General features: G+C 33.3%; 17 protein-coding genes. 9 read left to right on the top strand and 8 right to left on the bottom strand.

Going from position 1 to position 21,581, the window contains the following annotated elements; translation table 11 throughout:
* Nucleotides 1-139: 139 nt before the first annotated feature.
* The 3 genes from ACM55I_RS12360 to ACM55I_RS12350 all read right to left on the bottom strand — a co-directional run bounded on the left by ACM55I_RS12360 (nt 140) and on the right by ACM55I_RS12350 (nt 4,786).
* On the bottom strand, nt 140-478 hold the full coding sequence (locus ACM55I_RS12360; RefSeq protein WP_416847113.1) for a T9SS type A sorting domain-containing protein: 339 nt from the start codon (nt 476-478) through the stop codon (nt 140-142).
* A gap of 116 nt (nt 479-594) precedes the next feature.
* On the bottom strand, nt 595-1,785 hold the full coding sequence (locus ACM55I_RS12355) for a hypothetical protein (protein WP_416847112.1): 1,191 nt from the start codon (nt 1,783-1,785) through the stop codon (nt 595-597).
* Between the two features lie 199 nt (nt 1,786-1,984).
* Nucleotides 1,985-4,786, bottom strand: a complete 2,802-nt coding sequence (locus ACM55I_RS12350; protein ID WP_416847111.1) for a TonB-dependent receptor — start codon at nt 4,784-4,786, stop codon at nt 1,985-1,987.
* 223 nt (nt 4,787-5,009) lie between these two features.
* On the opposite strand from ACM55I_RS12350, the gene ACM55I_RS12345 reads away from it, so the two are divergent.
* The 8 genes from ACM55I_RS12345 (at nt 5,010) to phoU (ending at nt 13,109) form a co-directional block, all read left to right on the top strand.
* Entirely contained in the window at nt 5,010-5,693 is a 684-nt protein-coding gene (locus ACM55I_RS12345) for a response regulator transcription factor (protein WP_035669540.1), read from the top strand.
* A gap of 71 nt (nt 5,694-5,764) precedes the next feature.
* Complete coding sequence (locus ACM55I_RS12340; RefSeq protein WP_416847109.1) at nt 5,765-6,892, top strand: ATP-binding protein; 1,128 nt, start codon at nt 5,765-5,767, stop codon at nt 6,890-6,892.
* Nucleotides 6,893-7,036: 144 nt separating this feature from the next.
* Nucleotides 7,037-8,392: a porin family protein gene (locus ACM55I_RS12335; RefSeq protein WP_416847108.1), complete on the top strand. Its 1,356-nt coding sequence runs from the start codon at nt 7,037-7,039 to the stop codon at nt 8,390-8,392.
* A 39-nt stretch (nt 8,393-8,431) separates the two neighbouring features.
* Complete coding sequence (locus tag ACM55I_RS12330; protein ID WP_416835903.1) at nt 8,432-9,265, top strand: phosphate ABC transporter substrate-binding protein; 834 nt, start codon at nt 8,432-8,434, stop codon at nt 9,263-9,265.
* 75 nt (nt 9,266-9,340) lie between these two features.
* On the top strand, nt 9,341-10,594 hold the full coding sequence (pstC, locus tag ACM55I_RS12325) for a phosphate ABC transporter permease subunit PstC (protein WP_416847107.1): 1,254 nt from the start codon (nt 9,341-9,343) through the stop codon (nt 10,592-10,594).
* Nucleotides 10,595-10,597: 3 nt separating this feature from the next.
* Complete coding sequence (gene pstA / locus ACM55I_RS12320; protein WP_416847106.1) at nt 10,598-11,542, top strand: phosphate ABC transporter permease PstA; 945 nt, start codon at nt 10,598-10,600, stop codon at nt 11,540-11,542.
* A gap of 49 nt (nt 11,543-11,591) precedes the next feature.
* A complete protein-coding gene (pstB, locus tag ACM55I_RS12315; protein WP_416847105.1) occupies nt 11,592-12,350 on the top strand; it encodes a phosphate ABC transporter ATP-binding protein PstB in 759 nt (252 codons plus the stop codon).
* 81 nt (nt 12,351-12,431) lie between these two features.
* Entirely contained in the window at nt 12,432-13,109 is a 678-nt protein-coding gene (gene phoU / locus ACM55I_RS12310; RefSeq protein WP_416847104.1) for a phosphate signaling complex protein PhoU, read from the top strand.
* A 117-nt stretch (nt 13,110-13,226) separates the two neighbouring features.
* Here phoU and ACM55I_RS12305 read toward each other — a convergent pair whose 3' ends face one another.
* The 5 genes from ACM55I_RS12305 to ACM55I_RS12285 form a co-directional block, all read right to left on the bottom strand.
* Nucleotides 13,227-14,288 (bottom strand): glycosyltransferase, encoded by a 1,062-nt coding sequence (locus ACM55I_RS12305; RefSeq protein ID WP_416847103.1) that lies wholly within the window; start codon nt 14,286-14,288, stop codon nt 13,227-13,229.
* Nucleotides 14,289-14,467: 179 nt separating this feature from the next.
* Complete coding sequence (locus ACM55I_RS12300) at nt 14,468-15,004, bottom strand: hypothetical protein (RefSeq protein ID WP_416847102.1); 537 nt, start codon at nt 15,002-15,004, stop codon at nt 14,468-14,470.
* Nucleotides 15,005-15,089: 85 nt separating this feature from the next.
* Entirely contained in the window at nt 15,090-18,521 is a 3,432-nt protein-coding gene (locus ACM55I_RS12295) for a hypothetical protein (RefSeq protein ID WP_416847101.1), read from the bottom strand.
* Nucleotides 18,522-18,605: 84 nt separating this feature from the next.
* The gene (locus ACM55I_RS12290; RefSeq protein WP_416847100.1) at nt 18,606-19,862 is read right to left on the bottom strand and encodes an aspartate kinase; all 1,257 of its coding nucleotides are present in this window, start codon (nt 19,860-19,862) and stop codon (nt 18,606-18,608) included.
* 27 nt (nt 19,863-19,889) lie between these two features.
* Nucleotides 19,890-20,369, bottom strand: coding sequence for a GNAT family N-acetyltransferase (locus ACM55I_RS12285; protein ID WP_416847099.1), 480 nt, complete (start codon nt 20,367-20,369; stop codon nt 19,890-19,892).
* Nucleotides 20,370-20,539: 170 nt separating this feature from the next.
* Here ACM55I_RS12285 and fbp point away from each other — a divergent pair, with 170 nt between their 5' ends.
* Nucleotides 20,540-21,559: a class 1 fructose-bisphosphatase gene (fbp, locus tag ACM55I_RS12280; RefSeq protein ID WP_416847098.1), complete on the top strand. Its 1,020-nt coding sequence runs from the start codon at nt 20,540-20,542 to the stop codon at nt 21,557-21,559.
* Nucleotides 21,560-21,581 lie beyond the last annotated feature (22 nt).

Raw genomic sequence — 21,581 nt, 5'->3', positions numbered from 1 at the left:
CCGAATGAGGTTTAAAAACTGGCTGCATAATCGCTGATTTTGGTACTTAAAAATACGAAGAATCAAAGTAATAAACAAAAAAAACTGCCCGAAAATTACTTTTCGGACAGCCTCTTTGAATTTGTCAGTTATAGATTATTTATCGAACAATTAATTTTCTTGTAGCAGATGCATCATTTTCATTGATTTTAATGATATAAACACCTGAAGTAAGATTTGAAACATTTAGTTCTCTTGAACTCAGCGTTGTTTGGAGTACTTTTTTTCCTAAAACATCAAAGATAATTATTTCTTTATCTAAGTCATTTTTTGAAGTAATGTAAACTTTGCCATTACTCACGGGGTTCGGGTACAAGCTTAAGCCTTCTATCGAAGCAGTTTCTTGTGTTCTTGGCTGTTGTTTGTTTTCCTGAGCGGAAAGGCTCACAGAAAAGAAAAAAACCAATAAGATAGTCATATAAAAGTAGTTTTTCGCCATGATTTCAGTTTGTTATGTAAATATATAAAAAATATTTCAAATATTGTACCACAAAAAAAAACGCCTCTTATAAAAAGAGGCGTTTTGATGCTATTTTTGTTTTTTTTAACTAAAAACTATTTAATTAAGCTAGTACCACCAACAGTTGCCCATGCACCAGCAGTTAATGAAGCACCGGTAGCAGTTGTAGTTGTTGCAAAATTTCCAACTGGGAAATTAACTACAATACTTGAAGTTGCTCCTACAGGTACAATCTGTGAAGTTGAAGAGATGGTCACATTAGTTAATTTTATTTTTGATCCATTAACTTGATTAGTGTTTGTCGTAGCATCTTGAATTTTTACTGCTGCACCTTTGTAAACAGTTGTCCCTTCAGTATAGTCTCCGTATCCTGAGATAATGATGTTACTGTAATCTCCATTTCCTTCTTTTTTGAATTGGAAAGCATCAACTTGAACATCACCAGCAACTTCTGGTACACATCCTGCTTCTCTTTTTAATGTGATATTAATAACTTTTGGCCAGAATGCATTGTTATTGTTAGAACATTCAATTTCCATTCCGTAATTTCCTTTACCCGTTTGGTAAGCATACCAGTTAGAGTTGTTTTGACCTTGCCATCCATCTTGCCAGTCAAAAGCGTCATCATAGTTACCATAAGAAATAGCGTTTGTCATACTTACAGTTCCTCCAAAAAATTCATATCCATCATCAGCACCTTTGTAAGAAACTAAGTGGTCTAATGTTGTTCCTGAACCCACTGAATAGAATGTAAATCCATTATTTTCTTTTGTTCCATCAGCTAATTTTGCTCCAGCATATTCAACTCTTGCATAGTTTAATGAACCTCCGTTGTGAGCAGCATTTGTTCCTCCGTAAGGTAATGCATTTCCATCTTCAGAAGTAGAAGTAGTTACACCACCAATTGCTTTAATTGGAGCATCACCATAGATGATAATTCCTCCCCAAGAACCTGGAGTTGCAGATGCTTCTGTAAATACAACTGGTTTGTCAGCTGTACCGTTAATGTTTAATTTTCCTCCGTTTAAAACAACAAATGCGTTGTCTCCTGTAGTTTTGTTTGCTGTAATTGTAGAACCTGCATCGAAAGTTACTGTTACTCCTGAAGCAACTTTAACAATACCTTTTAAAGTATAATTTCCGTATGCAAAAGTTTTATTTGCAGTTATTGTACCTGTGATTTCGCCTGTTGCCGGTGGTGTAACAGGAATTGGACTGTCACTACTTGAGCAAGAATTTAGAAATAACCCTGTAGCAAGTGCTAAAGCAAAAAATTTAGTTTTCATAGTTTATTGTATTATTTATTGTTTTTTTATTTTTGTCAAAATTATAGGATAACTTCATAAGGGGTGTTAGCTGAATATTACAATACGGTTACTAAAAAACCACCAAAATGTGAAGCGAATGTTAAGGGTGTTAGGTGAGTTTTAAGTATAAAAAAAGCCCTAAATAAATTAGAGCTTTTGGTATTAAATAGGGTATGTGTTAAAAAGTGTATCCTAAGTTTATAGAGAATCCTCTTCCTTTTTTATAACTGTTTGTTATAGTTGAATTTTCAACTATAATTGAAGTCCCGCTATTTCCTTGTTCGGATTTACGTATTGGATCAAGTAGATTGTCAGCACTGAATTTTAAATCAAAATGATCTGATAATTTGCTGCTCCAAATGAAATCCAACTGTTGCACCGGCAGTTCATAAATATGGTCTAATCCCCCTGTTCCAACAGCATAAATTCTTTTTCCAAATACAGAATAAACTAATGAAACCGTGTTGCTCCAAGATTCGCTTAAGTCAAATTGGTATTTTAAATCAGAGTTGATTAGCCATTTTGAAGCTCCTTGTAGTTCTCTATTTTTAAAGGTTTCGATTGATGTTGTTATATTACCGTCACTATCAGTAGTGGTTGGCTTCACGTCTACTTTCGTATGCATTAAAGAAGTGTTGAACCCAAAAGAGAAATCAGTTAAACTTTTGTCAATTCTTGCAAAATCGAATAGAAGTTCAATTTCTGCTCCATATAAAACTGCATTGTCTGAATTTAAATAAGTTGTGATAGTTGAGTTCGCAGCATTAGAGATGAATGTTCTTTCAATAGGCTGATCTATTTTTTTACCGAACAATCCAAGTACTAAAACTTCTTTTGATGTTGGGAATAATTCATATTTTAAATCAACATTGTAGTTGCTGCTATTTTTTAAAAATGGATTTCCTTTTGTCGAAGTTCCATCAGCATTGATGTACTCGATAGGATAAGATTCCATTACTACCGGTCTTGTATATGTTTTTCCAGTAGCAAAACGCAGATTCGAATTTTCATTCAAGCCATATTTCACATTTAAAGCGGGTAAAACATACAAGTTGTCATATTTTAAAGTTTTAAATGGGTCTGAGAAAGAACCTTGAGTTCTGTACTTTGTTTCTCTCATGGTGCTTTCTAAACGAATTCCACCATTTAATTCCCATTTTTCTCCAAGCTTGTAAAGCAAGTTAGCATAACCTGCATTGGCAGTTTCCTTTAATTTTGCCTGATATGTTGCATTTGAGCTTTCTCTAAAACTAATAGCATTTGAAGCTAAATAACCATTTAGTTGCGTATCCAATGAATTTAACGGTGCTGTAAAACTGTTTGGGGCGCTATTATTTACCGGTGTAATAAAACGATAGGATGAGGTCATATCAGACATGTTTCCATTGTATCCAGCCGTGAAAATATTATTTTTTTCAGTTTTACCAAATTTCAACGTGTATTCTCCTAATCCTGAGAAATAAGAATCACCAGAAATATCCAAATACTGTTTGATAAAGTTATTTCCGGCAACAGAAACTAAAATATCGTCTGTTCCTGATCTTGTTCCTGAAAAGAATTTTCTGTCCGGTTGCGCATACTTAGTAATCGCATACGAAACTGCTGCTTTTACATTTTGAGTTTTATCTTCATTCAATGCATATTCACCCAATAACTGGTTGTTTAAATAATTAGATTCGTCTAATTGATTGGTTCTAATTAAAGTGTTATTGTTACTTGAGTTTGAATCCGCTACTCCAAATTGGTCTTTAACCAAATTTTCTGTAGTTCTGATGAAAAGGGTATTGTAAGAAAGTTTCAGTCTATCTGTAGTATAGTTTAATCCTACTAAAGAAGACAGTGATGTTTTATATCGGTATTCTGTATTTTCGAAGTCATTTCTATAAGTGAAGCCAGAAGGATTGTTAGTAAAAGTTCTTTCCACCCCGTTTCTAATCGAATAATTATTGTCAAAATTAATCGAAAGTAAATAAGAAAAAGTCTTGTCATCTTTCAGGTTAAATTTTTCGGAATGAAGAAAACCAATGCTTGAATTCAAAGGACTGTTTATTTTTGAAACATCAAATCCACTTTTAAAAGATCTCAAAGATTCATCTGCAGTAAGCGTGTAACTTGAAGGTGTATTTCCAAGTAATCCTGGAAGTTTTCTATCGTTTCCGGTCAAGCCAAATAATCCTTTGGTAGAATTAGCGTCTTTAGAAATTAAAAACTGTTCTAAATTGTTGTTTACAGTATAGCCAACTCCAACATTCAATTTGGTTACACTTTTCGAGCCTTTAGAAGTTTGTATATTAAAAGTACCTCCGGCAAAATCTCCATAAATGTTTGGGTTAAACGTTTTGTATACTTCAATAACCCCTACAATGTCAGTAGAAAATAAGTCTAACGGGATGATTTTTTTGAAAGGATTATTAGTAGGAGCAGCAAGATCGTTTATCAATAAATTGTTGTATCGATCTTCCAGTCCGCGTACAAATAAACCTCTTGAGCCTACTTTTGTAATTCCGGTTATTTTAGTAAGTCCTTCCTCTACATCGCTAACTCCTTTACGAGCCATTTCTTGTGCGCCAATACTTTGTTTTATTACAACTGCTTTCTTTTGGTCAAGTAATAATACCGTTTCTTTTTCTCTGCTTGCCGTGTTTTTTATAACAACATCTTCCAGTTTGTAACTTCCTGAACCAATCGCTTGATTTAGATTTACAGTCTCATTAGCTACTACAGTTACAGGAATTTCTACAGATTCATAACCTACGAAACTGAATTGTACCGTATAATTCCCAGGCGCCATAGCGATAGTATATTTCCCGTCAATATCAGTATTGGTTCCTATAGTGGTCCCTTTTATAAGTACATTAGCAAAAGGCAAGGATTGATTGTTCGCATCTCTATCAGTCAGGATTCCAGAAACGGTACCTTTATTCTGTGAAAAAGAAAAAGTTGTAATTAACAATACTATAAACAATATTCTAAATTTCATTTTTGTTTGTTTTATTTTTATGCAAAGTAATGCCCGTTTTGTAAAGTAAAAGTTACTTGATTATTACCATTTAGTTTCGTGAATATTAATAAATCGTTAACATATTAAATTACGGTTAATGTGATTTTTAAACGGTTCTTTTATTGTTATATTTACAATCGGAATTGAAAATCACTGAGCATTTCAGGCGTAAATTCCATCAGATTAATATAATTTTTCTATTATGAAAAAAAGAAACACAAAGATTTTACTAGTTGATGATGAGCCGGATATTTTGGAAATTGTAGGGTATAATCTTACTCAGGAAGGATATCAAATATTTACCGCAGCAAACGGAAAAGAAGCTATTATAAAAGCCAAAAAAGAATTGCCGGATCTTATTATCATGGATGTAATGATGCCGGAGATGGATGGAATGGAAGCGTGTGAAAATATTAGAAAAATACCAGAACTAAATAATGTAATTATTACTTTCCTGACAGCAAGAAGTGAAGATTATTCTCAAGTGGCCGGTTTTGATGCGGGTGCCGATGATTATATTACAAAGCCCATCAAGCCAAAACTATTAGTCAGTAAAGTAAAAGCATTGTTAAGACGCTTGAAAGAGCAAGAACAAAATAGCGAAACACTCAACGTAGGAGGAATCGAAATCAATCGGGAAGAATATAAAATAAGAAAAGACAATGTGGAGATTGCCTTGCCTCGAAAAGAATTTGAATTGTTTTACTTATTGGCTTCTAAGCCTGGAAAAGTATTCAAACGCGATGAGATTTTAGATAAAGTCTGGGGAAATGAAGTCGTAGTTGGCGGAAGAACCATAGATGTTCATATTAGAAAATTAAGAGAAAAAATTGGTGAAGATTTATTCAAAACCATTAAAGGAGTAGGGTATAAATTTGAAGTGTAATTACACCCACTTTTTTATAAGAATAACAAATTGCAAAATTCAAATCGCTTTAAAAGCGAGGTGTGAAATCGATGAAAATAAATTTTAAGAAAACCTATAAGTTCGCCATAAAATCTGCTTTATTCATTAGCCTTTTTGCTACTGGATTCGTCATGCTAATGGTGTTATTATTCTTTGGTTCCAAAGTAAATAATTTGCTGTTTTTTGGAATCGTTTGTCTCTTAATTATTTATTTGTTTTCTTTTATTGTTTTACAATATCGAGTTGAACGATTTATTTACAGACGTGTAAAAAAAATATACGATGACGTTTCGCTGTTGGAATCCAGTACTTTTATAAATCAGCCCATTACTACTGATATGGAAACCTTGACGCGAGAAGTCAAGAAGTTTGCCACCGATAAAAAACTGGAAATTGAAATGCTGCAGATTCGGGAAGAATATCGAAGAGAATTTCTTGGCAATGTTTCACATGAACTTAAAACACCTTTATTTACAGTTCAAGGTTACATTTCGACTTTGCTGGACGGAGCGATGGATGATAAAAACATCAGGAAGAAGTATTTAAAACGTGCCGAGAAAGGTGTAGAACGATTAATATATATCGTCGAAGATTTAGATATGATTACAAAGTTAGAATCGGGTGATTTAAATCTGGAGTTTTCTGAATTTGACATTGTAGAATTGATACAAAATGTTTTCGACCTATTGGAAATGAAAGCCGATAAAAAGAAAATCACCTTAGCTTTCGAAAATTATCACATACAGCCTATTATCGTGCATGGAGATAAAGACAAGATTCAACAAGTTGTTGAGAATCTAATTGTAAACTCCATAAAGTATGGTAGAGAAGGTGGTTTTACTGAAGTAGCCGTTGTCAATTTGACTAAGAAAAAAGTCCTGGTTCGAATAACTGATAATGGAGAAGGAATTGAAAAACAAAATATACCAAGGCTTTTTGAACGTTTTTATAGAGTAGACAAAAGCGGGTCACGTTCAGAAGGCGGGTCAGGTTTAGGATTAGCAATTGTAAAACATATTATAGAAGCGCATAAAGAGAAAATATATGTAGAAAGTGAATTTGGAATTGGATCTGAATTCTCTTTTACAATTGAAAAGGCCAGATTGAAAAAACCAGAATTAGATGCGGAGCAAATTTATAGTAAAAGTCTTAAAATCAATAAACTAAAAAAACAGTAAGTCTGGAAATAATTATAAATAAATCCTATAAAATAGGATTGGAGACCTTAACGAAACAATAATTTATCATCAACATAATATTGTGTTAACATTAGCTTAACATAACTGATTCACCTTTGCAAAAAAATTAATCATATAACAACGATGAAAAAAATTTTATTTGCAGTTTTAGTTATGACTTCAGTTTTGGTCAATGCACAAGATGTTAAGAGTGATACTATTAAAGCAGTACCTGTTGATTCTTTAGAAACAACTAGTATTGATTCAGTTAAGACGGTAAGCGTAGAATCTTTGAAAGAATCCCTTGATGAGCATTCCATGAAATTTTCAGGTTTAGAAGAAAGACTTTCGACTATGGACAGTGATTTAGCAAAATTAACCAAAATTAAATTTTCTGGATACCTACAAGCGCAATACGAAATGTATAATTATCAAGATAATATAGGTCCAGGGCCATCTACAACTGCTGTGCCAATAACAAATACTTTTTTTATCAGAAGAGCACGTGTAAAATTGACTTATGAGCCAGTTACTGGTGCGGTATTTGTAATTCAACCGGATTATGCGTTTGATAAAGTTACTTTAAGAGATGCTTATGTGCAGTTAAATGATAAGTGGTTGCAGACATTTAAGTTATTTTTAGGACAGTTCAACAGAACGAGTTATGAAGTTGAGTTTTCTTCTCGCTCAAGAGAATTGTTAGAAAGAAGTAGAATGTCTGGAATTTTGTATCCGCAAGAAAGAGACTTAGGAGCAAAAATCGAAATGGATTTAGAGACTAAATATGAGATTCCGTTTAAGTTTCAGTTAGCAGTTTTTAACGGAAATTATGGAGAAGGTTCTTTGACAAATAATCTTAGAGATGTCGATAATAAGAAAGACGTCATGATGAGAGGTGTTTATTCTTTCAAGTTTCCATCTAAAGGATTGGGAGTTGATATAGGAGCTCATACTTATTTAGGTAATACGGCTGTTTTACAGGCTGGAACTTTCAGCGATGCAAATAATAATAATTTCACGGCTAAAGTAGGGGATAGTTTTCAAAAAAGATGGTTTGGTGGAGAGATGAGGGTTTACTATGATTTTCTTGGTGGAATGTCTCTTAAAGGAGAATATATTTCTGGAACAATATCAGGCGAAAAATCAACGATACTATCGCCAGTAGCTAATAGTAACCCTAGTTTTAATTTTAATGGTATAAGAGATTTTTCAGGATATTATGCCACTTTGGTGAAAAACATCGGAAAAAGCAATCAAATCGCAGTTCGATATGACAGTTGGGATCCAAACAGACATTTAGCAGGAAATGCAGTGACTATTAAAGAAGATTTAAAGTATAATAACTGGTCATTTTCTTGGCAATATTTTTATGATGATAATGTAAAAATTGTTGCAGGATATAGTTTACCAATTAATGAAAAAAGTACCACAGTTGGTGGAGATTATATAAAAGATAAATTAGATAACACGTTTACAATTAGAATTCAAGCAGGATTTTAATACAATAAATTAGATTTAAATACAATAAAAAAAATAAAAATGAAAACAACAAAAATTAAATTAGCAGCTATTCTATTAGTTGTTATGGCAGTAGGATTTTCTTTTACTTCATTGGATAAAATAACAGTTAAAGGTTCTGATACCATGGTTATTTTATCTCAGAAATGGGCTGAAGTGTACATGCAAAAACATCCAGGAACAACTATTCAGGTTACTGGTGGTGGGTCTGGAGTAGGTCTTGCAGCTTTAATAAATGGATCAACTGATATTGCAAATTCAAGTCGCCCTATCAAAGCTACCGAAGTAGAAAAATTAAAAGCACGATACAGTACATTAGGAGTTGAGATTCCTTGTGCAAAAGATGGTTTGTCCGTTTATTTGAATAAAGCAAATGGTGTTTCGGAACTTACAATCAAACAAATTGGTCAAATTTTTTCTGGAAAAATTACAAACTGGAAAGAAGTAGGCGGAGCAGATGCTGGGATAAAATTGTACGGTAGAGAGAATAGTTCAGGAACTTTTGGATTTTTTAAAGACAATGTAGTGAAAACTGATTTTTCTCCAAGCTGTCAAACTTTACCAGGAACTGCTGCTATTGTAAATGCTGTGAAAAAAGATAAATACAGTATTGGTTACGGTGGAGCTGCGTATGCTGAGGGTGTTAAGGATTGTAAAGTTAAGAAAGACGATAAAAGCCCAGGGGTTTATCCAACGGCTGAGACTATAAAAAACAAAACGTATCCAATTACAAGATACTTGTACATGTATTTGAAATCTAGGCCAACAGGCGAAACTAAAGCCTTTATTGATTGGATTTTAAGCCCAGAAGGACAAAAAATCATAACATCAGTTGGTTATTTTCCTTTAAAATAAAAATATATAAAAATATCCCTCTCTTTAATTATAGAGGGATTTTTTTTAAAATATATGAATTCTTAAATAAATCAAATGAATTCCCAATTTCCAAGAAATCAAAGTTTCACAAAAGAAAGTTTGAAAAAGCAATTCAGGCTTTCGGAGTTTTTAGCCGAAAAAATTATTTCAAGTGTTGCTTTTTTATCCATCGCAATAATTTTTTTAATCTTCATTTTTGTTTTTAAAGAATCACTTCCGATTTTTAATTTTGGTAAGGACAATAAAGCAAAAACGGAAATAGGAACAACTTCTGATTCTGGTTCAAAACCAGAATCTTACGGTGCTGCACCTACTGAAGATTTAAAACCGGAATCCTATGGTAGTGAACCTACAGAGGAATTGAAGCCTGAAACCTATGGATCAGAGCCAGTAACTCAGGAAGATTTAAAGCCAGAAACTTACGGTTCAGAGCCAGTAACCCAGCAGGACCTAAAACCGGAAACCTATGGTGATGTAAAAGCAGATCCTGCTATTGCATCCTCAGAAGAAAAACCAGAAACGGTTGCGGCAGAAAATGATGGCGCTGATAAAACATGGAATACTTTCTTTACAACAGAATGGGTTCCAGTTTCGGAAAATCCTAGATTTGGTCTTTTAGGGTTGTTGATAGGAACATTAAAAGTTACGATAATAGCCATGCTTATCGCAGGTCCTATAGCAGTATTGGCGGCACTTTATACTTCTTGTTTTGCATCCAAAAGAGCAAAGGAAATTATAAAACCTATTATAGAAATGCTTGCTGCTTTTCCATCAGTGGTTATTGGGTTTTTTGCTTTGATGGTTTTGGCAACTTTTTTCCAAGACGTTTTTGGTTATGATTCAAGATTAAATGCTTTTGTAGGTGGAGTTGCTATGGCATTAGCCGCTATACCAATTATTTATACCATTTCAGAAGATGCACTTTCTGCAATACCTAAAACATTTACTGAAGCAAGTTTAGCATTAGGAGCGAGTAAATGGCAAACGGCTTTTTTCGTGATATTACCGGCAGCTACACCTGGAATCTTCGCTGCCTTACTCTTAGGTATTGGAAGAGTTTTTGGAGAAACCATGATTGCACTTATGGCAACTGGAAATGCGGCCTTATTGTCTGCAAATCCTTTTGAAAGTGTACGAACTTTTGCTGCTACGATTGGAGCTGAAATGGCGGAAACTGTTTTTGGAGAAACTCATTACAGTGTGCTATTTTTTATTGGGTCATTGCTTTTCATTTTTTCTTTTGCATTAAATGCTGTTGCAGAGTTTTATGTTAAAGGTAAATTAATCAAAAAATTTCAAGGTAAATAAATCATGGACACAACTATAAACGAAACAGAAAACTCTTTTTTTGCAAGTAAGAAAAAGGGTTCTGATATAAAAGGAAAATTTATTATTGGGATTACTCAATTAGCGGTTGTTCTAATTATTGCCGTTCTTTTTATTATACTAGGAATTATTGTTTATGAAGGGCGTGAAAAATTTTCATGGGAATTCATCAGTTCATTTCCAACAAATGGAATGACTGAAGGAGGAATATTTCCTGCATTAATAGGAACCTTTATATTGGTAATCGTCATGTCAATTGCTGCGGTGCCTTTCGGGACGATTACAGCGATTTATTTGACGGAATATGCCAAGGAAAATTCAAAATTTGCAGCCGCAGTTCGGTTTTCTGTTAGAACATTGGCCGTTGTACCTTCCATAATATTTGGTCTTTTTGGTCTTGGATTTTTCATCCAATTTGTAGGAGGTGGAGTTGATAAAGCTTTTAATGGGGGAGAACTACATTGGGGGCAACCTAATATTCTCTGGGCAAGTCTTACCATGGCGTTACTTACTTTACCTGTAATTATTGTTTCGGTAGAAGAAGCGTTAAAAACCATTCCCCGTGAATTGCGTGAGGCAAGTTTAGCGTTAGGGGCAACAAAATGGCAAACGATAAAAAATGTGGTACTTCCGGGATCTATTTCTGGTATTATGACAGGGACAATTCTGGCGGTAAGTAGAGGTGCTGGTGAAGTGGCTCCAATTTTATTTACAGGAGCAGCTTATTATTTGGCTACCTTACCAGGCTCTTTGAGTGATCAATTCATGAATTTGGGGTACCATATTTATATCATGGCTACTCAATCTTCGGATGTAGAAAAAACAATGCCAATACAGTTTGCTACAACATTAGTGTTGTTAATCCTTACTTTATCCTTAAACTTAGTTGCAGTAATTATTAGATCTAGAATTAGAAGAAGAGCAAAATAATTTTTGAAATCTACCTAATAAATTATATTTTAGACATAACAAAAAAGACATGAAAGACATAAAAATACAAGTAAATGATTTGTCATTGTACTATGGAGAAAAAAAAGCACTAAAGGAGATTTCAATGCATATTCCGGCTAACAAAGTAACTGCTTTGATTGGACCATCCGGTTGTGGTAAATCTACTTTTCTTAGATGTATTAACAGAATGAATGACCTTATTCCAGATGTTACAATAACGGGAAGTATGCTAGTGGAAGGCGTTGATATTTATAATAAAGATGTCGATGTTGTTAATATCAGAAAAAAAATCGGTATGGTTTTTCAAAAATCCAATCCATTTCCAAAATCCATTTATGAGAACATTACTTATGGCCCCAAAATTAATGGAATAAAAGACAAAACTCAATTGGACGAAATAGTAGAAACTTCATTGAAACAAGCTGCTATTTGGGAAGAAGTAAAAGACAGATTGGGAGATTCAGCTTTAGGTCTTTCGGGAGGACAACAACAACGACTTTGTATTGCAAGAACATTGGCTGTAAGCCCAGATATTATCCTTATGGATGAACCTGCAAGTGCATTGGATCCAATATCTACATCAAAGATAGAAGAGTTAGTTCATGAATTGAAAGAGCAGTACACTATAATTATTGTTACCCATAACATGCAACAAGCAGCCAGAACGAGTGATTATACTGCATTCTTTTACATGGGAGAATTGATCGAAATTGGTAAAACTAATGCTATATTTACTAAACCAGAGCAAAAACAAACCGAAGATTATATCACAGGAAGATTTGGATAAAAAACAGCAAGTTGGAACAAGCTTTTTAGTCTTGTTTTAATTTAGTAATTTATGTAAATCTTTAATTTTAAATAAAAAAATATGGCATCACACTTTGAAATAGAATTAGAAAAACTTAAAAATGTTATCCAGAAAATAGGTGTTTTAGCTGAGGGTCAAGTAGGAGAATCAGTGAATGCTTTACTTTCAGAACCTTTTGCGGAAGGTAAAGAAGTAAAAAAAACAGAAAATAAGATTGATAAATTAGATGTGAAGATTGATGAAATTTGCCAAAGTATTTTTGCTTTGCAACAGCCAGTCGCTTCTGATTTACGCTTTATTATGTCAGCGATGCAAATTAGCAATGAGATAGAAAGAATTGGTGATTTGGCGATAAGCATCATAAAAAAGTCTAAGAATATTAAAGATAAACATGACTTAATTGTTAAGTTTAATATTACGGATATAGCCAGACATGTTGAGGTGATTACTATAAAAACGAATGAATGTTTCTTGACTCGTAATGAAAGTACGATTGGGGAGATTTTCGTTTTGAACAATACCATAAAAAATGAATGTGATGAAGCGATACATAATATCATCAATGAAATGAAGTCAAATTCTAAGACGGTAGTTTCAGGAACAAATCTTGTGATTGTTTTAAAACATTTGGAACGTATTTCTGAACATTGTACAAATATTGCTGAGTATGTTTATTTTATGATTAATGCCAAAATCATCAAACACGAAAAATTTGGAGAGAAAAAATCAGAGGATTAATCCAATACTTGATAATCTTTAAGTTATAGATTTTTTATAAAAACACCCTAATTACATCCTCTCAAAGTATGTAATTAGGGTGTTTTTTGATTGAAAAATAAATTGAATTTATTGATTCTATTCAAAAATCTGAAACAATGCTTTCCAGTCTAATGTAGTATCTAATTGTGGTAATCCTTTGTATGACTTAATTTCGTCAAGGTTTTCTATTTTAAAATCATTTTGCTCCGCATATGGTACTAGTCCTTCTTTTTTTAGTTTTTTTGCGAGATATTCTTGTTCGTATTGGCCGGGAGTAGGAATGAAGAAGGCTTTTTTATCCAGTTTTGCCAAGTCCATAATGGTTGTATATCCTGACCTGCATAATACGGTCTCACTTTCGTTAAAAGTTTGTTCAAGTTGTCTCGTATTCATAAAATTATAATAGGTGACATGGTCAATTTGTTCCTTTATTTGGTCTTTTTCTATAATCCCTTTTATAAAAACCACATTCCCATTATATTTCAATACTTCTGTCTTTAGTTTATCTTCCAGCATGCCACGTTGCGGTTCTGGCCCGGATAAAATAACCATCAAATCATATTTTTTTTGGGTCTCGCGTTTGTGTAATCGACTTAATGGTCCAATGTATCTTGTCACAAAATCAGCCTTTTTTATATGCCCTAATTTGCCTGTCAAATTTGAAGTTCCTTCCAAATCCGGGATCCAACATTCGGCATATTTTTTTATAATGTGTTGGTGTAGCATACTGGTAATCCAAGTGGTATTCCCGGTCATCACATTCAATTGATGCGTCATAAATACCGAAGGCACTTTTTTACTAAATACGCCAAGCCTATTATCAGATAGTACGCCATCAATAGAATACTTCTTAATCCATTTCTTTACTAATTTTTTTTCAGCCCAAATGGCTTCAATCATTTTTGGACAATTTTGTAATAATTTCCATTTGAAATTTTTACCATTTTTGGAATATTCTATTTCGTATGAGGGTAATTCAAGTGTTTTTAAATACGGGAATTCTTTTCGCAATAATTCAAGCGCAATACCATCGGATGCGATTATTGGGATGTAATTATTGTCTTGTAGAGCCTTAATAATAGGAATGCAACGCGTGGCATGTCCCAGACCCCAATTTAATGGAGCAATCAAAATAGTCTTGTTAGTATTCAAATCCATTTGGCGATATAAGTTCGTTATTTAAATTTGAAAGTTACTCATTGAAGTGGTTTTTTATATTTCGAACGTATTACCAAACTATTAATTTATTCTGGTAAATATACTTTACTATTTGTTAAATAGAAAGAGGCTGTTCGTTTTTGAACAGCCTCTTTCTATTTATATTGAATTGGAAAATATTACTCTTGAATATAAGTCTTGTTTCCGTTAGAGTTAATATAATATTTTCCACCTCTAGGACCGGTATATACTTTTTTTCCGTTGTATTCTCCGGTAATTTTATCTGCTACTTTAGGTGCTTTTTCATTGGTTTCTTTAACTTTTGAAGCGGCCTTTTTAGTTGCTATTTTTGCAGAAGAGGTTTCTTTCTTAGCCTTTTCTATTTTTTTATTGGTCTCTGTGACTTTGTTTTTAATGTCTTTTTCTGTTTTAGTAGCTTTCGCTTCACTTTTTACTTTAGTGGCTTTTTCTTTAGCTTCTGTTTCAGTTTTTGCTGCTTTAGATTTCGCATCGCTTTTTACTTTAACTGCTTTGTCTTTAGCATCTGTTTCAGTTTTAGTTGCTTTAGCTTTCGCCATTTTTTCTTGGGCTTCCTTTTTTGCTTTTACACCTTTCTCAGTTTTTGCTTTTGTAATTTTCTTTTCAGCAGCAGTTTCTTGCGCATAAAAGTTTCCAGATAGAATAAATACTAAACAGAATAACACTAATTTTTTCATGATGTTGTTGTTTTAAAGTTTGGATTGTTAAATGAAAATTCAGAATAAATTTAATGATTTTATTCTGAATAATTGAGGTAAATGCTTAAAAATAAGCTCTCAGTTGTATATTTCCTGTGTGGATGGTTTGGCTGGACTCACTTTTTCTTCCTTGGTAATTTAAATTTATATCTAAAAATTGCGTCAGGTTTTTTTGCAACAATAATCTCCAAGTCATATTTTGCCCCGTTTGTAACCCTTCTAGCATCTGGAAACCAACCGAAGAGAATTCATTTCCGGTGAATTTATTCTGATAAAAAGAAATCTCTCCATTCATGGTGAATTTTTTATCACTCGAATAAGAAAATGAAGTTCCAAAACGATTTTGTACTAATTTCTCTAAAACCCCAATCTGATTTTCTTTGTTTTGCAATTCATAAAATAAATCCCAACTGGTGTTTTTGGAGAATAAATAGCTGATTTTTGGAGACAATTGATAGCCGCTAATGCTATAGTTTTTTTCTGTAAAATTTTCAGATTCAATAGCGGTTTGGATTGTTTTTGCAAAAAAATTGAACAACCAACTTTTCTTGTATAAGTTGGTATATTGTAGTTGATGTGAACTATTTTTTGCTTCTTGAGTTCCTATTGATAATAAATTTTTCGTTTGATTTTGCAAATAAGTATAGGTTACGGAATGTTTTTGTTTTCCTCGATTATAAAACAAACTATTTCTGAAACTGGAATTTAGTCCCAGCACATTTTCTTTGGAGGCACTAAAAGGATTTAATTCAAAATTATCGCCTTCACTTTTTATTTTTCGATCAATTATAAAAGAGGTTTGATTATAAAAATAGGACAGTAATTTTTTTAATCCAAGTTCATTTTGCCATTGATTCGGATTTATAGTTACAGACTGTGAGAACTTATTTTGATGTGTTTTTATGTAAATTCGGTTCGGTAAGAATATCCGAATGTATTTTGCCTGATCAATAAATGGAGCGATTTCAAATTCTTGTAACTCTTGAATTCCATTACTATTGTAGTCATTCCAGGTATAAACACCTTGCCCAGCCGCAACTTCAAGATAGGTGAATTCCTGTTGCGGAATACTTCCAGAATTAGTTTCATAAACAGTCGTGCTTTGAATTAATTGATTGAAAAAACGATCTGAATATACTATTCTGGAATTCAATGAGGATTCTTTTTTCTTTGTTATATCAGTAAAATCAAGCACTCTATAATTCACATAAGCGGTTAAATCACTTTTCTTTGTTTGAATTAATTTCGATTTTAAGAAATACGTTTGGGATGCATTTACACGTTGTATGAATCCATTTTGTAAACTATCATTCGCTCTTTTAAAATAGCCTAATTCTACATAAACTTTGGTGCTGTCACCTCGTCCGGTAAAAAAGCCATATTCAGTGAATCTTTGGCTTAAAGCCGAAAACTGATTGGTAGTTTTAAACTTTTCCTGATTGTCTTCTAATCTAAGATGCGTCCCAATCCAGTTTTTATTAAAATGAAATCGAGCTTGAGTTTGGTTTCTATAGAATTTAGAAGCCAATTCAATTCCATCACTTTTTAAGAAACTGCCATGATTTTGAATCGTCCAATTTTTCAGTTGAAATGCTCCGTCAATACTATGTCTGCTTCCCGAAAAGCTTTCCGAGAAATCCAGTTTTTCAAATTGATAGTTTAGCAATCCTTTGCTCTGAGGATTTTTTTTTGGATTTAATTCGAAATGTAGACCAGAGACCAACAAACTTTGATTTCCTATTGCTGCTGTGCTTAAATTCCAATCGCGATCAAATTCAATACTGTAAAGTCGTTCCACAGATTTAAAATTTTTCTGAATAAATTGATAACTGGCAAAAGCATCAACATTCCATTTTTTTGAAAACAAGCGTTGTTTGGCATTTATTTTGGTAGCCAAGCCACGGTTATCGGAATCATTTATTGAAGAGAAAAGATTTTTATCATTGTTGCTAAATCCTATTTCATAATCAAAAGCTGTTTTTTCTGTGGGTTTATATTTTCCTAAAAATGTTGCTACCTGAATTTTTGTTGGAGAAACTAGTTGTATAATCGGCTCATAATTTCCTTGGGGAACAGTATTAATTGGTTGAACAAATTCATAAATCCGACCATTAGCCGATGAGTTTTTTAAGATGTAATTTCCTTTATTTGTTCCCACTAAACTAAACCGAACATTGAAAAGTTCGTCATCTGGATTGTTCGAATATTCGAAAATTGCTGTCGAATTAAGAGTTGTTTTTCGATACAACACTTTGTTATCCGAATAAGAATCCGCATAAGCGGAAGGCGCCGTCATCAAATCGGGGTTGTCACCGGCATTGATTAAAATACGGGCTTGTTCTGGAGAAAGATTTTGTTGTAAAGGTTGGTTTTTCAAATCACTTTCGGAGTATAAATATCCTCCAAAACTCCATTTTTCATTTTCGTGTGAAGCTCCGGCATAGGTGACAAATCGAGAGTAATTTCGATCCGAATATTGGTATTCTATAGCGATTCGCATTTCGGAAGTAATAGTGAAAAGCGGTGTAAAAACAATTTCACCGGCATTATAATCAATGGTGTAATCATTATTTTCACCTCGTTTCAATAAAACCCCGTTCACATAAACCCGTTCTGAGCCTGAAATCACAAGAACATACAATTCACCATTTTGACCTTTTAATTTATAAGGTCCCTGATTGCCTTCCTGACCAACAAAATTGCTTTTGGCATATTGTCCTTTCACTAAAGCTACTGATGCAAAAACATTGGTTTTACTGTCTTCTGTTCCAAAATTGAAGTTAGTGGCAAGTCCCTGTACTTTTTTATTGAAATTAAGGAACTGTGTTTTTTTGTTTTCAAGAAAGACATCGCCGGCCCTAATATTCCATTTGTCACTAAAAAGTTCCATGAAAATATTGTCAAACTGATCTAACTTTTGAGAATAACCTCCATCCTGCAACGGAATATTGCTGTCTTGTAATGAAGCCCTGAGACTCACTTTCTCGGATAGTTTTCCTGTGATTTGTAAATCCAGATTTGAATTTAATACCGTGTTCTGATTGTTGCCAATAGTAACTCCACGCGTGATACTTCCGGAAGTGTTTAATCCGTCAAAAGGGATGTTTTTTTTGACTGGATCCGTTTCAATTTTATATAAATTTCCTGAAGCGGCTTCGTTGCTTACAATTCGGCTTGAATCATAAATATGATATTCTTTGGTTAAAATCTCAGGAAGTTTGAGATAGTGAATCGTTACAGAATCCGATGGTTGAGTGAAATTCTCATTAAAAATCAAGATTGCTTTTTGAAAATTTATTTTATAAAAAACGGTATCAATAGGTTTTTCATTGGCGTCAAGCAGCTTGAAGAAACTTGAATTGATACTTTCATTTTCAAGATGAATAGTGTCTCGGGTAGCGGGGATTTTTTTGGTTTTGTATAACGAGTTAGTTTCCTGGGCTTGCAGTCCGGAAAAACACATCATTAGAAACAAAAACACTACTTTTTTCAACATAGATAGTATAACGTCTATGCATCAAAAGTAGTGTATTCTGTAAAACAATAAGTACAAGTCGAGACTTTACGATGAAAAGATTTTCTAACTTTCTTTCGTTACAACCTGCATGGTCTCGCGACTCACTTGCTTCAATAAAACGGTTTTATTTTCTTCAACAGTTTGTGCTGCTTTATCATTGAAATGTCGAATGGTGTATAAAGTAACATTTTCATCAAAATCAACTTTGAATTTTTTCGAAAGAATGGCGTTCAAATCTTTGAAATTTTCAAATTTGTCCTCAACGCAAACAGAGAAACTAATCGCAGAATTTTGAATCAAATTCACTTTTATTTTAAATTGGTGAAACAAAGCAAAAATTTCGCTGATGTTTTCTTCCATGATAAAAGAGAAATCTATTGACGAAAGCGAAATCAGGAGTTGGTTTCTTTTGACAATAAAACAAGGTAAATAAGGTTCTAAATCGGCACCTTTGGCAACACGAGTTCCCGGTAGCAAAGGATTAATAAACGATTTTACAAACAAAGGAATTTCCTTTTTTTGCAAAGGCTGTAAGGTTTTCGGGTGAATAACCGTAGCGCCATAAAAAGCTAATTCAATTGCTTCACGATATGAAATTTGGTTTAACAAACTTGCATTTTCAAAATATCTAGGATCGGCATTCATAACTCCAGGAACATCTTTCCAGATGGTTACACTTTCCGCATTTAGGCAATAGGCAAAAATAGCGGCAGTATAATCAGAACCTTCACGACCTAAAGTAGTGGTGAAGTTATTTTCGTCAGAACCCAAAAATCCTTGAGTAATGTTTAATATTTTTCTTTTTACGTTTTTGGCAATATTCTTTTGGGTCAATTCCCAATCTACTTCTGCATCTCTATAGGTAGCATCCGTTTTTATAAAATTCCGCACATCTAACCATTGTGTTTTTATTCCCATAAAGCTCATAAAATTGCTCAGGATAGTGGTAGATATCAATTCACCATAACTTACGATTTGATCGTAAACGAAATTATAATTTGGTGATTTATTATGCGCTAAAAAATATTCTAAGTCAGAAAATTGATTGTTTACTGCAGTAAAAACTTCGTGCTTTTCTTCTTCAAACAAATCCATCAGAATTTGATTGTGGTATTTTTTTACCTCTTGAACGGATGAATTTAATTCAGCCGATTTATCAAAATAATTTTTTATAACGGTTTCAAGTGCGTTAGTGGTTTTTCCCATTGCAGAAACAACCAATAATACATCCTCATAACCTACTTTTTGCAAAACGTCATATACGTTTTTTATTCCTTCGGCATCTTTTACAGAAGCACCACCAAATTTGAATACTCTCATACTTTTTAAACAAAAAAATTTGTAATTTTATTTCAATCTATTATCTACAAAATTGTTGATTCCTGCTTCATCCATTTGTGTCACGTACCAATCTCTAAGCACTTTTGCCCCTGATTTTTCATAAAAATCGATAGCTGGAGTGTTCCAGTCCAAAACATGCCAGTCAATTCTTCGAACATTATCTCTTTTGCCTTGTTTAATAATTTCAGAATACAATGCATAGCCTAATCCAGTTCCGCGCATTTTATCTTTTACCACTAAATCTTCCAGATGAATTATTTTCCCTTTCCACGTAGAATAGCGATAATAATACAAAGCGATACCTACAATTTCCGATTCCACTTCGGCAACAAAAACATGAAATAAAGGAGTTGTACCAAAACCATCACGAACTAAATCATCAACCGTGATAAGAACTGCATCAGGCTCTTTTTCAAAGTCTGCTAATTCTTGAATTAGTCCTAAAACCGCTTCCATGTCTTCGGGATTACCTTTTCTAATATTCATATATTCTTATTTTAGATGATTGAATTGCTCAAAATAAAGCATTTTTCATTCATTATTCAACTATTTTATAAGCAAATATACAATAGTGGTAAACTAAGTAAATATTATTCAAATCATTTTCACAAAAAGAGCGATATTTGTGACTTCAAACTAACTACAACGATTTCGTAATGGAAGAACGCAACAGAACACTAGGTGAATTTATCATCGAAAACCAAAATGCTTTTCAATATTCGTCAGGCGAATTATCCCGGATTATCAACTCAATTCGGTTGGCAGCAAAAGTAGTCAACTACAAAGTAAACAAAGCTGGACTAGTAGACATAATTGGTGCCGCAGGAGAACAAAATATACAAGGGGAAGACCAACAAAAACTCGATGTATATGCTAACGACATTTTTATTCAAACTTTAATCAATCGTGAAATTGTATGTGGAATCGCTTCAGAAGAAAATGATGACTTTATTACAGTGGAAGGAAGTGACAAGAGCCACAACAATAAATATGTGGTTTTGATGGATCCGCTAGATGGATCTTCTAATATTGATGTAAATGTTTCTGTAGGAACAATATTCTCTGTATACAGACGCGTTACACCAATAGGTACTCCGGTAACAATCGAAGATTTTTTGCAGTCTGGAACGAATCAGGTAGCTGCGGGTTATGTGATTTACGGTACATCAACAATGCTGGTTTATACTACAGGGCATGGTGTCAATGGATTTACATTAAATCCGGCAATTGGAACTTTTTATTTATCGCATCCCAACATGCAGTTTTCTAAGGATGGAAATATTTATTCCATCAATGAAGGAAACTATGTTCATTTTCCACAAGGAGTAAAAGACTATATTAAATATTGCCAACTCGAAGAGGAAGACAGACCTTATACTTCGCGTTACATAGGAAGTTTAGTTTCGGATATTCATAGAAATATGATTAAAGGCGGAATTTATATTTATCCAACAAGTTCTAAAGCTCCAAAAGGAAAATTACGTTTGTTGTATGAATGTAATCCAATGGCATTCATTGTAGAGCAAGCGGGCGGTAAAGCCTCTGATGGTTTTGGAAGTATAATGGAAATTGTGCCTACTGAATTACACCAACGCGTTCCTTTTTTCTGCGGAAGTTATAATATGGTAGAGAAGGCCGAAGATTTTATGCACAAAGCAAAATTGAGCAAGTACTAAAAAACAACTATAAAAAAGCTCC

Origin of the sequence: Flavobacterium algoris (assembly GCF_048158525.1) — a bacterium.
Classification (GTDB): Bacteria; Bacteroidota; Bacteroidia; order Flavobacteriales; family Flavobacteriaceae; genus Flavobacterium; species Flavobacterium algoris.
This window is presented reverse-complemented; position numbering and strand designations above follow the sequence as displayed.

Excerpts from the sequence above, each read along its gene's own strand:
- ACM55I_RS12330 (WP_416835903.1), top strand. The coding sequence starts at position 8,432 with ATGAAAACAACAAAAATTAAATTAGCAGCTATTCTATTAGTTGTTATG.
- fbp (WP_416847098.1), top strand. The coding sequence starts at position 20,540 with ATGGAAGAACGCAACAGAACACTAGGTGAATTTATCATCGAAAACCAA.
- pstC (WP_416847107.1), top strand. The coding sequence starts at position 9,341 with ATGAATTCCCAATTTCCAAGAAATCAAAGTTTCACAAAAGAAAGTTTG.
- ACM55I_RS12360 (WP_416847113.1), bottom strand. The coding sequence starts at position 478 with ATGGCGAAAAACTACTTTTATATGACTATCTTATTGGTTTTTTTCTTT.
- ACM55I_RS12340 (WP_416847109.1), top strand. The coding sequence starts at position 5,765 with ATGAAAATAAATTTTAAGAAAACCTATAAGTTCGCCATAAAATCTGCT.
- ACM55I_RS12290 (WP_416847100.1), bottom strand. The coding sequence starts at position 19,862 with ATGAGAGTATTCAAATTTGGTGGTGCTTCTGTAAAAGATGCCGAAGGA.
- pstB (WP_416847105.1), top strand. The coding sequence starts at position 11,592 with ATGAAAGACATAAAAATACAAGTAAATGATTTGTCATTGTACTATGGA.
- ACM55I_RS12285 (WP_416847099.1), bottom strand. The coding sequence starts at position 20,369 with ATGAATATTAGAAAAGGTAATCCCGAAGACATGGAAGCGGTTTTAGGA.
- ACM55I_RS12305 (WP_416847103.1), bottom strand. The coding sequence starts at position 14,288 with ATGGATTTGAATACTAACAAGACTATTTTGATTGCTCCATTAAATTGG.
- phoU (WP_416847104.1), top strand. The coding sequence starts at position 12,432 with ATGGCATCACACTTTGAAATAGAATTAGAAAAACTTAAAAATGTTATC.
- ACM55I_RS12355 (WP_416847112.1), bottom strand. The coding sequence starts at position 1,785 with ATGAAAACTAAATTTTTTGCTTTAGCACTTGCTACAGGGTTATTTCTA.
- ACM55I_RS12345 (WP_035669540.1), top strand. The coding sequence starts at position 5,010 with ATGAAAAAAAGAAACACAAAGATTTTACTAGTTGATGATGAGCCGGAT.
- ACM55I_RS12295 (WP_416847101.1), bottom strand. The coding sequence starts at position 18,521 with ATGTTGAAAAAAGTAGTGTTTTTGTTTCTAATGATGTGTTTTTCCGGA.
- ACM55I_RS12335 (WP_416847108.1), top strand. The coding sequence starts at position 7,037 with ATGAAAAAAATTTTATTTGCAGTTTTAGTTATGACTTCAGTTTTGGTC.
- pstA (WP_416847106.1), top strand. The coding sequence starts at position 10,598 with ATGGACACAACTATAAACGAAACAGAAAACTCTTTTTTTGCAAGTAAG.
- ACM55I_RS12350 (WP_416847111.1), bottom strand. The coding sequence starts at position 4,786 with ATGAAATTTAGAATATTGTTTATAGTATTGTTAATTACAACTTTTTCT.
- ACM55I_RS12300 (WP_416847102.1), bottom strand. The coding sequence starts at position 15,004 with ATGAAAAAATTAGTGTTATTCTGTTTAGTATTTATTCTATCTGGAAAC.